The sequence below is a fragment of the Arthrobacter sp. 1088 genome (assembly GCF_031455315.1).
Taxonomy (GTDB): domain Bacteria; phylum Actinomycetota; class Actinomycetes; order Actinomycetales; family Micrococcaceae; genus Arthrobacter.
In genome coordinates, this window is record NZ_JAVDSM010000002.1 from 1 (window position 1) to 14808 (window position 14808).

The 14808-nt window shown below is 60.6% G+C and carries 12 protein-coding genes and 1 pseudogene; 8 read left to right on the forward strand and 5 right to left on the reverse strand.

Annotated elements, in window-relative coordinates; genetic code table 11:
- Nucleotides 1–215: 215 nt before the first annotated feature.
- Both J2Y41_RS02975 and J2Y41_RS02980 read right to left on the reverse strand, forming a co-directional pair.
- Nucleotides 216–1553, reverse strand: a complete 1338-nt coding sequence (locus J2Y41_RS02975; protein WP_224164431.1) for an HAD family phosphatase — start codon at nt 1551–1553, stop codon at nt 216–218.
- Between the two features lie 173 nt (nt 1554–1726).
- The gene (locus J2Y41_RS02980) at nt 1727–4120 is read right to left on the reverse strand and encodes an excinuclease ABC subunit UvrA (protein ID WP_309926009.1); all 2394 of its coding nucleotides are present in this window, start codon (nt 4118–4120) and stop codon (nt 1727–1729) included.
- Nucleotides 4121–4344: 224 nt separating this feature from the next.
- Between J2Y41_RS02980 and J2Y41_RS02985 the strand changes: the two genes are divergently transcribed.
- From J2Y41_RS02985 to J2Y41_RS02995, 3 genes are read left to right on the forward strand one after another with little or no spacing between them, the layout of a single operon-like run.
- A complete protein-coding gene (locus J2Y41_RS02985; protein WP_309926011.1) occupies nt 4345–5481 on the forward strand; it encodes a type III polyketide synthase in 1137 nt (378 codons plus the stop codon).
- On the forward strand, nt 5478–6179 hold the full coding sequence (locus J2Y41_RS02990) for a class I SAM-dependent methyltransferase (protein WP_309926013.1): 702 nt from the start codon (nt 5478–5480) through the stop codon (nt 6177–6179). The genes J2Y41_RS02985 and J2Y41_RS02990 overlap by 4 nt, the downstream gene beginning before the upstream one ends.
- Complete coding sequence (locus J2Y41_RS02995; protein WP_309926015.1) at nt 6172–7302, forward strand: NAD(P)/FAD-dependent oxidoreductase; 1131 nt, start codon at nt 6172–6174, stop codon at nt 7300–7302. The genes J2Y41_RS02990 and J2Y41_RS02995 overlap by 8 nt, the downstream gene beginning before the upstream one ends.
- 15 nt (nt 7303–7317) lie before the next feature.
- Here the strand turns inward: J2Y41_RS02995 and J2Y41_RS03000 are convergent, their stop codons facing one another.
- The gene (locus J2Y41_RS03000) at nt 7318–7737 is read right to left on the reverse strand and encodes a nuclear transport factor 2 family protein (RefSeq protein WP_309926017.1); all 420 of its coding nucleotides are present in this window, start codon (nt 7735–7737) and stop codon (nt 7318–7320) included.
- A gap of 100 nt (nt 7738–7837) precedes the next feature.
- On the opposite strand from J2Y41_RS03000, the gene J2Y41_RS03005 reads away from it, so the two are divergent.
- Nucleotides 7838–8515 (forward strand): peptide deformylase, encoded by a 678-nt coding sequence (locus tag J2Y41_RS03005; RefSeq protein WP_224090404.1) that lies wholly within the window; start codon nt 7838–7840, stop codon nt 8513–8515.
- 17 nt (nt 8516–8532) lie between these two features.
- Here the strand turns inward: J2Y41_RS03005 and J2Y41_RS03010 are convergent.
- A pseudogene (locus tag J2Y41_RS03010) lies at nt 8533–10463 on the reverse strand (prolyl oligopeptidase family serine peptidase).
- Nucleotides 10464–10532: 69 nt separating this feature from the next.
- Between J2Y41_RS03010 and J2Y41_RS03015 the strand changes: the two are divergent.
- The 4 genes from J2Y41_RS03015 to J2Y41_RS03030 all read left to right on the forward strand — a co-directional run bounded on the left by J2Y41_RS03015 (nt 10533) and on the right by J2Y41_RS03030 (nt 13624).
- Nucleotides 10533–11387: a methyltransferase domain-containing protein gene (locus J2Y41_RS03015; protein WP_309926021.1), complete on the forward strand. Its 855-nt coding sequence runs from the start codon at nt 10533–10535 to the stop codon at nt 11385–11387.
- Nucleotides 11388–11470: 83 nt separating this feature from the next.
- Nucleotides 11471–11932, forward strand: a complete 462-nt coding sequence (locus J2Y41_RS03020) for an NfeD family protein (protein ID WP_216925837.1) — start codon at nt 11471–11473, stop codon at nt 11930–11932.
- 93 nt (nt 11933–12025) lie between these two features.
- Complete coding sequence (locus J2Y41_RS03025; protein WP_309926023.1) at nt 12026–13021, forward strand: SPFH domain-containing protein; 996 nt, start codon at nt 12026–12028, stop codon at nt 13019–13021.
- Between the two features lie 255 nt (nt 13022–13276).
- Complete coding sequence (locus tag J2Y41_RS03030; RefSeq protein ID WP_021470504.1) at nt 13277–13624, forward strand: RNA polymerase-binding protein RbpA; 348 nt, start codon at nt 13277–13279, stop codon at nt 13622–13624.
- 69 nt (nt 13625–13693) lie between these two features.
- Here the strand turns inward: J2Y41_RS03030 and J2Y41_RS03035 are convergent, their stop codons facing one another.
- Entirely contained in the window at nt 13694–14443 is a 750-nt protein-coding gene (locus J2Y41_RS03035) for a polyprenol monophosphomannose synthase (protein ID WP_224164425.1), read from the reverse strand.
- Nucleotides 14444–14808 lie beyond the last annotated feature (365 nt).

Sequence of the window (14808 nt, forward strand, 5' to 3'; positions counted from 1 at the left end):
GTCATACGCGGCTCAAGGCGCTTCCGACCCTCAGGCATATTCGGAGCCTACAGCCGGAGGAGCTTTCTGTCATGAGCTAACACCGGCCCCGCCACGGAGCAGTATGAGTGCCGTTCACCGTCGGCAAATCACGGAGGCGGCTACTCCCGTCCCATGAATACCCGTGCATGCCAGTTAAGTCACGGGAGTAGAAGGGGTGCCTGACCCGGTCTGACTCAGTGGACGCGGTCTGTCTGATCCGGGATAAGGCTGCCGTCCTCGCGCAGCACGGGACCCTTGCTGCTGTCCGGGTTGGTGTACCCCTTGGTGCTGCATGGATACGGCTCGCTGCGCTGTGGTTTGGGGTCGATGAACATTGACGTGATTAGCCACTTGCCGTCCTCGTTGTCGTACGCGCGGCACATGATTTCCGCGTTGTTCCGGTTCACCACCAGTCTGGCTTCGGTGGCGTCGGCAACGAAGGTTACGTCCGTGCCGGAGTCGCCGGCGGCCAGGATCTGGCGGCGTTCGGCAGGCAGTTGCTCAAAGGCTGATGGACCCTCGACGCCGAAGATCACCTGATTGGCCCAGCATCGTTTTCCCTCGATGTAGGTCATGACGGAATCTTCGCCGTCGGGTATGCCGCCGCAGCCTTTCAGATGTGAGGTTTGGATGCCGTCCTCGTATACGCTTCGGACGCCTACGACATGTCCGGCGTCGATGCCAACCTCGCCGGCCCACGCCTTGACCACCGGCTCCGGCGATGCGGAAACCACCCAGGTTTCGATGCCGTGTGCCTGAAGGACACCAATGAGGTCCTTCATTTGAGGGTATATCCGGATATAGCCGTCCACCTGCTGGCTTCCAACGGTCTGCATGCTGCCTTCTGGTGCTAACAGGTTCTCCTGCTTCATTGCGAGTGCGAACCCGCCAAGTTGCTCCTCCGTATATCCGGCAGAGAGGGCCGTACCCCAGGCGTAGGCGCCTATGAGGTGGCGGGCATTGAAGCCCTCAAAGGCCGGTTCGCCGGAACGCGTCTTGTCCTCAAGGATGGCGAGGATTTCATCGGCACACTCCGTGTTGCTGCTGGTCTTCAGGGGTTGGCCTGCGGGCGTGTCGGTACCGCATGCCACCGCCAGTGCCTTCGCTGCCGCATCGGTCAGGTAGCGGTTTGTGCTCTTCCAATCCTTATTGGCTGGTTGCAGCACTTTGTCGTTCCGCAGCATCCAAAAGTTCGTGCCGTAGCCGATGTCGTTCTTAACCACGGTGTTGTCCCAGTCGAAGATTGCGACTGGAGCTTTATCTCCGCGGGCTGTTCCGGTGCAGCTGCTGTGGGCGTCAATGGTCTTTTGCAATTGTTCACGGACCTCCCCTGGCCATGGCAGTTGGGCGTCGAGTTGGCGGCATTCGGCTGCCGGACGAGCGTTGGTGGCAGGAGGTGTTGCGCACGACGTGGCTGACATAAGGGCAGCCACTACGGCTGCGGTGGTCGCAAACCGGAAATAGTTCTTCCTGAGGGTTTCCTTCCTGTGGCTCTTGTCATCCTTGACTGACGCTGACGAAAATGTGGACATGCTTCCCCCGATTCTCAAGATCCTTAATGGTCTGTAAATAGTCCAAAGTCCTGAGTAAGTGTGTGTCATGTCACAAGGGATAGTCAAGAGATAAGGCGGAAACTTCTACTAGGAAGCTTGGGCTGGCCACTCTAAAACAAGGCGTATTGGCATTTTTTCAAGCCAGTCAAATATCAAGCGCCGACGTAAGCGGCCAGGTGCTTGCCGGTCAGCGTCGGGCGGTCAGCCACAAGGTCAGCGGGCGTACCGGAGAAAACGATCTTGCCGCCGTCGTGTCCGGCACCTGGTCCGAGGTCGATAATCCAGTCGGCATGTGCCATGACGGCCTGGTGATGTTCGATCACAATGACTGACTTTCCCGACTGGACCAAGCGGTCCAGCATTCCCAGTAGGTTTTGGACGTCGGCCAGGTGCAGGCCTGTAGTTGGTTCGTCCAGGACGTAAATATCGCCCTTTTCGGACATTTGCGTAGCCAGCTTGAGCCGCTGGCGTTCCCCGCCGGAAAGTGTGGTGAGCGGCTGTCCGAGCGTCAGGTAACCGAGTCCGACGTCGGCGAGGCGGTCCAGGATCTTGTGGGCGGCAGGTGTGCGTGCTTCACCTTCGCTGAAGAACGTCTCAGCCTCGTCGACAGACATTGCAAGCACTTCTGCAATATTGCGCCCGCCAAGCCTGTACTCCAATACGGAGGCCTGGAAGCGTTTGCCTTCGCATTCCTCACACGTTGATTCCACCGTCGCCATGACGCCAAGATCCGTGTAAATCACTCCAGCGCCATTGCAGGTGGGGCACGCGCCCTCCGAATTGGAACTGAAGAGAGCCGGTTTCACATTATTGGCCTTGGCGAACGCCTTGCGTATGGGCTCAAGCAGCCCTGTGTAAGTTGCAGGATTGCTCCGGCGGGAACCCCGGATGGCACCTTGGTCGATCACGAGGACCCCGTCACGTTTGGCCACCGAGCCGTGAATGAGCGAGCTCTTGCCTGATCCGGCCACACCCGTGAGTACACAGAGCACGCCCAGTGGAATATCCACGTCCACGTTTTGAAGATTGTTGGTGGAAGCTCCACGTACCTCAAGAGTGCCGGAAGCCGTCCGTACCTGCTCTTTGATGGATGCGCGATCGTCCAGGTGGCGTCCAGTGATGGTGTCACTCCCCCGCAGTCCATCCAGATCGCCTTCGAAGCAGACTGTTCCGCCGCCGGTGCCTGCGCCAGGTCCGAGATCCACCACGTGGTCAGCGATCGCAATCGTTTCAGGCTTGTGCTCGACTACCAGCACAGTATTGCCCTTATCCCGCAACTGCAGCAGCAACTGGTTCATGCGCTCGATGTCATGTGGATGCAGGCCGATGGTTGGCTCGTCGAAGACGTAGGTGACGTCAGTCAGCGATGAGCCCAGATGCCGGATCATCTTGGTTCGCTGCGCCTCTCCCCCGGACAAGGTTCCGGCAGGCCGATCGAGGGACAGGTATCCGAGACCTATCTCGGCGAAGGAGTCCAGGAGGTGCTGCAGTCCTTTGAGAAGCGGAGCCACTGAGGGCTCATCGATTTCCCGGATCCAAACGGCAAGGTCGCTGATCTGCATCTTGCAGACATCGGCAATGCTCTTGTCTTTGATCTTGGAAGAACGTGCCTCCGGGCTCAACCTGGTGCCCTCACATTCCGGACAGGTTGTAAAAGTGATGGCCCGCTCTACGAAGGCGCGGATGTGGGGTTGAAGTGCGTCGACGTCCTTGGAGAGCATCGATTTCTGGATTTTGGGGATGACGCCTTCATAGGTGAGATTGATGCCTTCAACCTTGATTTTGGTCGGTTCCCGGTACAGGAGGTCGTGGAGCTCCTTCTTGGTGAACTTCGCGATTGGCTTGTCCATGTTGAAGAAGCCCGATCCGCTGAAGATCCGGCCATACCAACCATCCATCGTGTATCCGGGAATGCTGAGGGCGCCTTCGTTCAAGGACTTGCTGTCGTCGTACAGTGCAGTGAGATCGAAATCGTTGACCGAGCCCATTCCCTCGCAGCGTGAGCACATACCGCCGAGGCGATTGAAGCTGGCCTTTTCCGTCTTCGTTTTGCCCTCACCGCGGTCCACTGTGATGGCCCCGCTGGCCTTGACGGTAGGCACATTGAACGAGTACGCGTTCGGCGATCCGATGTGGGGCTGCCCGAGCCGGCTGAAGAGAATACGGAGCATGGCATTGGCGTCTGTCGCAGTGCCCACGGTTGAGCGCGGGTTCGATCCCATCCTCTCCTGGTCAACGATGATGGCCGTCGTCAGGCCTTCCAACATGTCCACGTCCGGCCGCGACAATGAAGGCATGAAGCCCTGGACAAAAGCGCTGTAGGTCTCATTGATCATGCGCTGGGACTCGGCCGCGATGGTCCCAAAGACCAGCGAACTCTTGCCCGAGCCGGAGACACCCGTGAACACCGTCAGGCGACGTTTGGGGATCTCGACACTGATGTCCTTGAGGTTGTTCTCGCGCGCACCCTGCACCCGTATGAGGTCGTGGGTGTCCGCTACATGCGACGCAGGAGACTGGGTGTCGGTGCTCGTGGCAATGCTCATGATCGCTCCATCTGTTAGGCGGCGCCACCCAACAGTCCCCCGTCGGCGTCGCCTGGCCAGGTCTGACCAGCCTGAGGTCAGTACGTAAAATTCTCGTTCGTCGTCGCGAATGCGGCAACGGTCAGTGTCCACACTAGCGGCCAGCGTCACGGGCCTCGGGGAGGACGCGAAGCCTGAGCCGCTCCAACCATTGTCATCAGCCGCCGACTCGCTAAGAATGAAGCATGCCGGTATACATGAGGTCCCTTGAAACCGCAGTTCCGCCAACCATCCTCGTGCAGTCGCAGGCACGGGACGTCTTTGCAGCTCAACCAGGACTGACGCGGCTCGGGTCGCGGTTGGTCTCCACGTGCTTCGACTCAGCAGCGATAGATACCCGGTATACGGCGGTGGAAGAGCTGAGTCTCGACGCACATCCGGAAAATCCACGGTTCTTTGACCTCTCGAGCAATCAAGTGCTCAGCCCCAGCACCAAAGTCCGGAACGAGATCTTTGCTACGGAAGCCACCAAACTCTTCATCGAGGCCGGCAAGGCTGCGGTGGCGCGGGTCCCTGACATTGACCTCGATGACATCACCCACGTCATCACCGTTTCCTGCACGGGATTCTTCAACCCCGGTCCCGACTACAAGGTAGTCCGGGCACTTGGACTCAACCCCGCCGTGCAGCGATACCACCTGGGCTTCATGGGCTGTTATGCGGCTTTTCCAGCCCTGAAGGCAGCCAAGCAGTTCTGCCTGGCTGATCCAGCCGCCGTCGTTCTGGTTATCTGTGTGGAGCTTTGTTCACTGCACGTGCGGACCTCCAACGACCCGGACACCATCATGGGTTCAGCGATATTCGGCGACGGCGCGGCGGCGGCCATCGTAACGGCCAAAGAACCCCAAGGGCCCGAACCCGTGATCCGGCTGGACCACTTTGAAACGGTCCTCACGCCCGTGGGCGAAGAAGCCATGGCCTGGAACATCGGCGACGAAGGATTCGAAATGGTGCTGGGTTCCTACGTGCCCCACATCATCGAGGAACACATAACTGGCGCGTTGGAGCCGTTGCTCGCCAAAGAGCCACAACTGGCGGGACTCCCCTACCGCGAAATAACGCACTGGGCCATCCATCCTGGCGGACGAAGCATTTTGGACAAGGTCGAATCCAAGCTCGAACTAACCGAGGAGCAACTGGTCCCAGCCAGGGAAACACTGAGGGAATACGGCAACATGAGCAGCGCCACGGTGCTCTTTGTCCTGAAATACATGCTCGGACAAACGCCAAGCCAGCGCGAGGAACCAATCTGTTCCATGGCTTTTGGCCCCGGACTCACGGTGGAGACTGGCCTCTTTACGTTGGTCTCTCCCACTCTGTGAGCCCGTGGGGGTCCCTGAAAGACAGGGACGTGGATGCCATCGAGGACATGGACCGGTCTGACTGCGATCTCCAGCGCCTCAACCGTAGTTATGCCCGCTTCCCGGTGGTCAACGGCCTCCTTTCGGGATGGCACCGCATTTACCGTGACCGCTTTCGGCCGATTCTGGCCTCTACCGGTACGGCGTCGGTGCTGGACATCGGTTGCGGTGGTGGGGACGTTGCCCGAAGCCTGGCCGGATGGGCCGCGAGGGACGGGTTCTCTTTGCTGGTCACGGCCATCGATCCGGACCAGCGCGCCTACGACTTTGCCAGCCGCTCCCCAGCCGTTGAGGGTGTCCGTTTCCGGCAGGCCCATAGTGCCGAACTTGTCGCGGAAGGCAGCGCGTTCGATATTGTGCTGTCCAACCACATCCTCCACCACCTCGACGCCGATCAATTCACCGCCGTCGTGCGGGACTCCGAGGCTCTGGCCAAGCGTCTGGTGCTCCACAACGACCTCAAACGCAGCAACGCCGCTTACCTCCTTTTCGCCGCCGGCTTCTGGCCGTTGGGTGTCGGCTCCTATATTTGCGGAGACGGCTTGGTTTCCATCAAGCGAAGCTTTACCGCCGCAGAGCTCCAACGGGCGGCTCCGGTGGGTTGGAGCGTGGAACGGAACGGCCCATGGCACAACCTGCTCGTCTACCAACATGCTTGACGTCGTCATCGTCGGGGCCGGGCCTGTTGGGTTGTTCATGGGCGTTCTGCTGCTCCAACATGGGCACCGTGTACGCATACTGGAACGCCGATCGAACCGGAGCCACCGTTCACGGGCAATTGGGATTCACCCTCCGGCTCTAAAGGAACTGGACCATGCCGGTCTCGCGGCGACTTTGGTGGCATCCGGCGTCCGCATCGAGCGGGGCGTTGCGTACAGCAAAGGCGCCAGGGTGGCCGGGTTGCCCTTCAACGGGGACCCGGACTTTCCGTTCATTCTTGCCGTCCCACAACGCAAAACGGAACGGGTGCTTGAACAGGCGGTCATGGCTTTGGATCCGGACGCGATCATCCGCGGCGCCACTGTCACGGAATTTGTCGACGACGGCGGCACGGTCAGCGTCCTGGCCGACTCGCCGTCCGGTGGCCTCGCCTACACAAGCCGCCTGCTGGTGGCAGCCGACGGAGCCCACTCCATGATTCGCCAGAGCCTTTTCCCGGGCCTTTCCGTACGCACCTATCCGGACTGCTACCTGATGGGAGACTTCATCGACACCACAGGGCACGGAGATGACGCAGTTCTTTACCTTGAGCCCGAGGGGATCGTGGAGTCGTTCCCCTTGCCTGGGGATGTTCGCCGGTGGGTGGTACGGCTTGGAGCCCCCGCAAGAAGCCCGACGGCGGCAGGCCTGGCTGCGTTGGTGGAAGCCCGGACGGGAGTTGGCGTGGACCCCGGCAGCAACACCATGCTCAGCGCTTTCGAGGTCCAATCACGGCTCGTGAAGAGAATGGTCCATGGCAGGACGGTTTTGTTGGGCGATGCCGCCCACGAGATCAGCCCTATCGGAGGCCAGGGAATGAACCTTGGATGGCTTGACGCCGCTGCCTTGGCACCTCTCGTTGATGCCTCCCTCAGGGGACATGACGTCGGTCGCCAGCTTCAGCAGTTCGAGAAGGAACGACGCCGGGCGGCAGCCCGGGCTTCGCAGCAGGCCGGGTTGAACATGGCCCTTGGCAGGCCCCTGCATCCGGCAATCATGGCATCCCGAAACGCGTTTTTTGCCCATGCCTTGGAACTGCCGGGTGTCTCCGCCCTGGTCGAACGGCGCTTCACCATGCGCTAGGTGGCGCGTGTTCATTCATGACGGTGCCTGTTCAGGAAGGGTGTAGTAACAGTCGTAGGTGTCTTGGCTGACGATTAGACCGTCCCGCAGCTCAAAGACAGCGGTGCTCCGCGCACGTATGGTCTCACCCGCATCCCAGTGCGGGAGGTCCAGGAGCAATGTGGCTGACCAGTTCATCTCAAGGACTACCCGGTTGCCTTCGCAGGTGGTACGGACCACCTCAAAGCTCTGGTTCGCCACGATGTTCTTACTGTGGTCCGCGCCTGTGAGAGTCTCCTGAAGGGTCCTGGTGGACCCGGTCCTGGATAGTGCGTGCGGCCATTCCGTAAGGGTGAAGTCGTGGGCAAGGTACGGGCTGATCTCGGCGGCGCCGCCGCCGGATTCAACCGTCCTGATAAACCCGAGTACATGGTCCAGAGGGGTGCTGATACTCATCCGACGAGCCTAGCTGAACGTGGAGATCCAGGCCCGGCAAGGGCGCACCCCGAGTGCAGGACACAGGCACGAAGAGCAGCCTTGGCGTTAGGCTCAAGTCATGACGCAGCAACCTCACTCCGAGGCGCCCAGCCCGGCTACTGACTTTAATCCCCTCCAGATCAGGGACGCAGTCCTGCGGTTACTTGAAACAGAGGAGCTTCCGCCGATCGTTCAAGCCGGGCACCCCGTCCTCCGGCAACAGGCGGCGCCATATGACGGGCAGCTTGATGGCACTGAATTGGCGGCGTTCATCGAGCGGATGCGTGAGGTCATGCTTGCCGCGCCGGGGGTTGGGCTGGCGGCTCCGCAGTTGGGCATTCCGCTGCAGTTGGCGGTACTTGAAGACAAGTACGAGGTGGATCCCGAGTCGGCAACGGTCCGTCACAGGGAGCCACTGGAGTTCATGGCTGTCCTGAACCCTCAATATCGGCCTCTGGGAAACGAGACAGCGTCATTCTATGAGGGGTGCCTGTCCGTTAGCGGCTACCAAGCGGTGGTCACCAGATACCGCAATGTGGAATTGAGCTATCTGACTCCAGAGGGGCGCCCAGTGGAGGAATGGTTCTCAGGGTGGCAGGCACGCATAGTGCAACACGAAACGGACCACTTACAGGGAATTCTCTATCTGGACAAGGCGGAGCTGCGCTCGCTTTCCAGCAACGCGGAACACTCCCTGCGGTGGTCCAATCCGGACATTGGAGATGCGCGGCGGACCCTGGGTTTCCTGCACAGCTAGCCGGTGCGTAGCCTGCCTCAGTCCGGCAGGCGGTTTGATGCCGTAGGGAGGTGCGCGGCCCACCATGCAAGGATGTGCTCGAACCGTTGCTTGCGGTGATGCGGCGTACCGGAGCGGGACAATTCATGGTCCTCCCCCGGAAAGACCAGCAACGAGGTCTCAACCCCTCTCTCCTTCAGCACGGCGAAGTAACGCTGCCCCTGTTCCAGAGGACACCGAAGATCGTTTTCGCTGTGGATTACCAAAGTCGGTGTCTCCACCGAGGCTGCTACGGCCAAAGGGCTCTGTGCCACCAGCTGCCCAGGCGTCGCCCCGGCGTACTCGCCACCAAAAAACCAGCCGATGTCGGACGTCCCCGCGAAGCTGACCGGGTCCAGGAACCCGCGTTCGACAATTGCCCCTTTGAAACGGTGGTCGTGTGCAATGGTCCAGGCCGTGAGATAGCCGCCATATGATCCGCCCATGATGCCCATACGATCTGCATCCAAAGTTGTATGCGTGGACAAGGCAGCGTCTAGGAAGGCGAGCACGTCCTGCATGTCCAGGGTCCCCATGCGCTCCTTGATGGCGCGCCCATGGGATTGTCCATAGCCTGACGATCCCCGCGGGTTGCACATGGCTACTGCGTATCCTGCAGCTGCATAGACTTGCGCTTCGTCGAAGAAGGCTCCCGTGTATTGGGAGAACGGACCCCCGTGGATAGTGAGCAGGACAGGGTGTGGCCCTGGTCCGTCAGGCAGCAGCAACCAACCATGCACCGGGTACCCGTCCTTGGCATCCGCCTGGAATTCCATGGGCTCACTGACGCGGGAACTATTCCGCAGTTCCGCCGAGAAGTCCGTCAGCAGGCGCAGTTCGCCTCGCTCCAGGGAGGCGACGTCGCCAGCGGTGGAAGCGTCCTGGAAGCTCACGGCTATTTCGCCGTTGGCGGCTACGGTGGCTCCATTGACTACCCGGGCTCCATGGACCAGAGGAGTAATGCTGCCTGCCGCGGTGATATCGAGGAGCTCCACGCTGCCCAGCGCCGTGTTCAGTACAAGGACGCTGTCAGGTCCGCTCGGTTCCAGCGGACCTGAGACGTCCAAATGCTCGACGTCGGTGAGGGCAACCGCATCTCCCCCGCTGACAGGCATTGAGTAGAGAACGCCGTTGCGCGCCACAAAATCCCGACCTGTATCGCCCAGGTCCTGCGCGGTGAAGAAGAGCGATCGGCCATCGGCGGACGCCCGCACGGCCGTGACGGTCTGCAGTTTTGGATTGTTGGGTTTGATGGGCTCTGGCTCGCCGCCTGTTGCCTTAATCCGGTACACGGACGTTACGAGGTCGTCATCATGCCCGTCATGGAGAGCCGCTACGAAATATATGAAGCTGCCGTCAGCCGAGAAGCACGGCGCCTCGTGGTCCGATTCGCCGAACGTCATCTGCATTGCAGTGGGGACTCCGGTTACCTTGGCGCCAGGCTGTTCGTGGGCCGCTCTGCCACGGGGAATGACAACAGGCTCACGGCGATAAGCCGGGCGTCTTCGCTTCCGGAAGCAACGCCGTCGACCGTTCCATATCGGCCCGGTTCCGCAACACGGCTGGTGAACACCACGCGATGGGAATCGGGAGACCACGCAAACCCGTTGACCCCGCCGTGCTGATCCGTGACCTGCTGTGGTTCGCCCCCTGCCGACTCCACAACGAACAATTGTGCTTTTCCCTCAAAGTCGCTCCGCAGGAAGGCCAAAACCAGGCCGTCAGGGGAGAAAGCCGGTGAAGTGTCCCTGAACCCACGGGTGATACGTCGCGGGCGCTTGCTGGTGTCCAGCGGTACATTCCACAATTGACCGACGTAGGCATCGGCGTCGAAATCAGGCCTGACGACGGATACCACGGCTTTGGTACCGTCCGGATGGATGGCCGGGGCGGAGACGGAGTTCAACAAAGGCAGTTGCTCGGGTTTCACCTTGGTGAGCCTAGCCCCGCAGCCCTGGCGCAGGCACCAGACACTCCGGCCCAACGTAGGATTGAATCCATGTTGTCCGATGCCGTTGCCGCCCTCCGCTGTCCCGTTTGCGAAGGGCGGTTCCAGCTGGCCGTGGATCCACAGCGGAGGCTTGTTTGCGATTCCGGGCATGTCTTCGATGCCGCGAAACAGGGTTACTTCAACCTGCTCACAGGTAAGGGCACAGTCTTCGAAGCTGATTCGGCGGAAATGGTGGGCGCCCGGCGGCGATTCCTGGACAGCGGACACTATGCTGCTTTGTCTGATCGCGTCGCGGGTCTGGCAGCCGCATCGCTGCAGCGGCCCGGGGCCGTGGTTCTCGACGCCGGAACCGGCACCGGGCACTACCTCCACCGCGTTCTGGAAACGACCCCGGCTTCTGCCATCGGGCTGGACATTTCCAAATTCGCACTACGGCGGGCCGCACGACTCAACGGGGATGCTGCCAACCTCGTCTGGGACATTTGGCGCCGGTTGCCTGTCGCCGACGACGCCGTGGATGTGGTCCTTGTGGTGTTCGCTCCGAGGAACCCGGCAGAGTTCGCCCGGGTGCTGCGGCCTGGTGGACAGCTGATTGTGGTGACGCCGCAGCCAGGACATTTGGCTGAAATCGCTGCCCGCACTGGAATGCTCAGTATTGAGGAAGGCAAGGCCGAGCGCCTGGCTGAATCCCTGGGCGGCTATTTCCGCGCGAATTCAGCGTACAACCTGGACATGCCCCTCACCCTCAAGGGCTCCGAGTTGGCCGACATCGCCTACATGGGGCCGGCCGGTCACCACATCAAGCCCGAAGAACTCGCACAGCTGGCCGCTGCGGATGGACCCGTAGCAACGACGGCGAAGTTCCGTATCAGCCTCTTCACCGTGGGTGCTTCGGCTTCCTGACGAGGAACTCAGCGTCGGGCTAGGATGGAGGAACAGCGACTGTGACCCCGTCCACGGCGGGGTCCGGGACCAAGGGGGAAATGATGTTTGAATGGCTCGGCGAGAATTGGTGGGCCCTCTGGCTCACGGTCTTCCTCGCGTTCGCGGTGGTGGAGATGCTAACCCTCGACCTCTTCTTCATCATGCTCGGCGGCGGCGCACTGGCAGGGCTCATAGCCGACTTCGCCGGGGCCGATTTCTGGCTCCAGATCGTCATCTTCAGCGTGGTCTCCCTCTTGATGATCGCCTTCGTCCGGCCGGTTGCCCTGAAACACCTGCATAAAGGACCAGCAGAACAGCGGACGAATATCGACCGGCTCATCGGTCAGCCCGCCCTGGTCATTGAAGCGGTCACGGGCACCAGCGGCCTGGTCAAGATCGGCGGCGACGTCTGGAGCGCGCGCAGCACCGCCGGAGTCCTGGACGCCGGCGCTACCGTTCAGGTCACCAGGATTGACGGGGCGACGGCGGTAGTTGCCTCGCCTGCCGAAAACAGCCCGCGCTGATTCGAACCGGAAAACCAGAATTCTGCGGACAGGTTGGCAGCCTGCCCGCAAAAGGCCAAAGCAAGCCACGCAATTGGGGAATCAAGGAGACGCATGGACGGTTTAGGAGGAACAGCGGCAGCAGTTGTGCTGATTGTTCTCGTCATTTTTGTCATCATCGTGTTGGTCCGCTCGGTAAGGATCATCCCGCAGGCGCGTGCCGGCGTCGTTGAACGCCTCGGCAAGTACCAGCGCACACTCAACCCGGGCCTTACCATCCTGATTCCATTCGTCGATCGGCTCCTGCCGTTGCTCGACCTCCGTGAGCAGGTGGTGTCCTTCCCGCCGCAACCAGTCATCACCGAGGACAACCTCGTGGTTTCGATCGACACCGTGGTCTACTTCCAGGTGACGGACCCACGGGCAGCCACGTACGAAATCGCCAATTACATCCAGGCGGTTGAGCAGCTGACCACTACCACGCTTCGTAACGTTGTAGGTGGCCTCAACCTCGAAGAGGCACTGACCTCCCGCGACCAGATCAATGGCCAGCTGCGTGGAGTGTTGGATGAAGCAACAGGCCGCTGGGGCATCCGCGTCTCGCGTGTGGAACTGAAGGCTATTGATCCGCCCCACTCCATCCAGGACTCGATGGAAAAGCAGATGCGTGCAGAGCGCGACCGTCGAGCAGCCATCCTGACGGCTGAGGGAACCAAGCAGTCACAAATCCTTACAGCAGAAGGCCAGCGCCAAGCTGCCATCCTTGCAGCTGAAGGTGATGCCAAGGCCGCAATCCTTCGGGCAGACGGTGAAGCCCAGGCCATCCAGAAAGTCTTTGACGCCATCCACAAGGGCAACCCGGACCAGAAGCTCTTGGCTTACCAGTACCTGCAGACGCTACCCAAGCTTGCTGAGGGCAGTTCCAATAAGCTCTGGATCATCCCCAGTGAAGTTGGTGAGGCCCTGAAGGGCATTGGCAGTGCGCTCGGGGGCGCCAATGGTGACTCCGATGCTGCCGGCTTCTTTGGCGGCAGCAACAAAGTTGCTGCTTCGGAGCCAGTAACTCCCGTGGAATCCACTACGGCATCACAGTCAAGGCCCACAGAGTAACTCTGTGTGAGGCAGGTGAGCGGTCAGCCAAACGGCTGGCCGCTCATCGCGTTGTGCATTGCTTTTGGGTACTGACCATCGATCCGCGTATAATGGGATATTTGTCCGGCTGGTTCAGTGTGGATGGAACATTAAAGCTTGGCCAGGCGTTGCAATTAGTGATGCAAGGTGTGCAGAAGTAGTCCGTAGGGACCGCGAAAACGGCTTACGGCTAGCGCGGAGTTCAGGCTCCGCGAACAGACAGAGGGAGTAATCATGAGCGATCGCAGCCTGCGGGGTATGCGTCTTGGCGCCCAAAGCATGGAAACCGAGTCCGGCGTTGAACCGGCACCGCGCCAGCGGGTTGAATACCGCTGCGAGGATGGCGAGCAGGTCTTCGTCACCTTCTCTGCTGAAGCCGAGATCCCCCCTGTTTGGGTTTCCAAGACTGGCAAGGAAGCCTTGCTCGTAGACGGCGAGCGTCCCGTGGACGCCAACGAGAAGGCCGTCCGTACCCACTGGGACATGCTCCTGGAACGCCGCAGCCTTCCGGAGCTGGAGCAGATCCTTGAGGATCGTTTGAACATCCTGCGTGAGCGCCGCGGAGAGCGCCGCTCAGCTTAGTCTTCGGACTCAAATGGAAAGGCCGGATCGGTTCCTTGCGGAACCGGTCCGGCCTTTTCTTTCTGGAAGCTACTTCTGCTTTGCGAGGGCCGGCTGTTTGCCGGTGAGCTTGGCCCAGCGTGCTGCCAGGCCCCATTTAGTGACGTTGATCATGGCTTCCACCACGATGTTGCCGCTCATCTTCGATGCGCCGAGTTCCCGCTCAACGAAGGTGATGGGGCGCTCCTCAATGCGCAGGCCGAGCTTGGCAACACGCCACGCAAGGTCAACCTGGAAGCCGTAACCCACTGAATCCACTTCGTCCAATTTGAGGGCTTCAAGTGTGCTGCGGCGGAAAGCACGGTAGCCGCCGGTGACGTCCTTGATTTTCAAGCCAAGCATGATGCGGGCATAAGTGCTGCCGATGCGCGAGATTGCCTGGCGGTAGAGCGGCCAGTTCACAACGCTGCCTCCCGGTACCCAGCGCGAGCCCATGGCGAGGTCGGCGCCTTCTTTCACCGCATCAAGGAGGAGGGGCAGTTGCTCGGGCTTGTGGGAACCATCGGCGTCCATCTCCACGAGAACGTCATACCCGGCGGCAAGGCCCCACTTGAAGCCGGCTATGTAGGCCGCGCCAAGGCCTTCCTTGCCTTTGCGGTGCAGTACGTGCACTTGCTTGTCCTCGGCGGCTATGCCGTCAGCAAGTTGTCCCGTGCCGTCCGGGCTGTTGTCATCAACCACCAGGACATCCGACTCAGGCACTGCGGTCCGCAGCCGACCCAATGTCTTGGGGAGCGATTCCAGCTCGTTGTAGGTAGGGATGATCGTCAGGACACGCAAGAAGAGGCCTTTCCTTGATGGAGCGGTCAGTGTGCCGGACCAGCCTCAAGGCTGGCGTTCTGGCGCAACTCTCCATTATAGGACGATCCTGTGCACTGCTAAGGGCAGCTGTGGCCCCGGCCACACAAACTTAAGCGCTGCGGGCAGGTCCATAGACCCAGGACCAGTGTTGTCCGGACAGGTAAATTTCCGGACGAACTGTTTTCTGGGGCCCTATGGGCCTGCCCACTCGCGTACCGCCACCAGGCTACGTCCTGGCCGCGACCAGACCATTACTCCCGGGATCACCCCAAGCTTTAACGATCCGTTGAGCCTCAATGCTACGGACTTTACAAAAGCTGTCAACCCGCGGTTGACCTGCGCGT

Coding starts and splice junctions, on each gene's coding strand:
- J2Y41_RS02975 (WP_224164431.1), bottom strand. CDS start 1,553: ATGTCCACATTTTCGTCAGCGTCAGTCAAGGATGACAAGAGCCACAGG.
- J2Y41_RS02980 (WP_309926009.1), bottom strand. CDS start 4,120: ATGAGCATTGCCACGAGCACCGACACCCAGTCTCCTGCGTCGCATGTA.
- J2Y41_RS02985 (WP_309926011.1), top strand. CDS start 4,345: ATGCCGGTATACATGAGGTCCCTTGAAACCGCAGTTCCGCCAACCATC.
- J2Y41_RS02995 (WP_309926015.1), top strand. CDS start 6,172: ATGCTTGACGTCGTCATCGTCGGGGCCGGGCCTGTTGGGTTGTTCATG.
- J2Y41_RS03000 (WP_309926017.1), bottom strand. CDS start 7,737: ATGAGTATCAGCACCCCTCTGGACCATGTACTCGGGTTTATCAGGACG.
- J2Y41_RS03005 (WP_224090404.1), top strand. CDS start 7,838: ATGACGCAGCAACCTCACTCCGAGGCGCCCAGCCCGGCTACTGACTTT.
- J2Y41_RS03015 (WP_309926021.1), top strand. CDS start 10,533: ATGTTGTCCGATGCCGTTGCCGCCCTCCGCTGTCCCGTTTGCGAAGGG.
- J2Y41_RS03020 (WP_216925837.1), top strand. CDS start 11,471: ATGTTTGAATGGCTCGGCGAGAATTGGTGGGCCCTCTGGCTCACGGTC.
- J2Y41_RS03025 (WP_309926023.1), top strand. CDS start 12,026: ATGGACGGTTTAGGAGGAACAGCGGCAGCAGTTGTGCTGATTGTTCTC.
- J2Y41_RS03030 (WP_021470504.1), top strand. CDS start 13,277: ATGAGCGATCGCAGCCTGCGGGGTATGCGTCTTGGCGCCCAAAGCATG.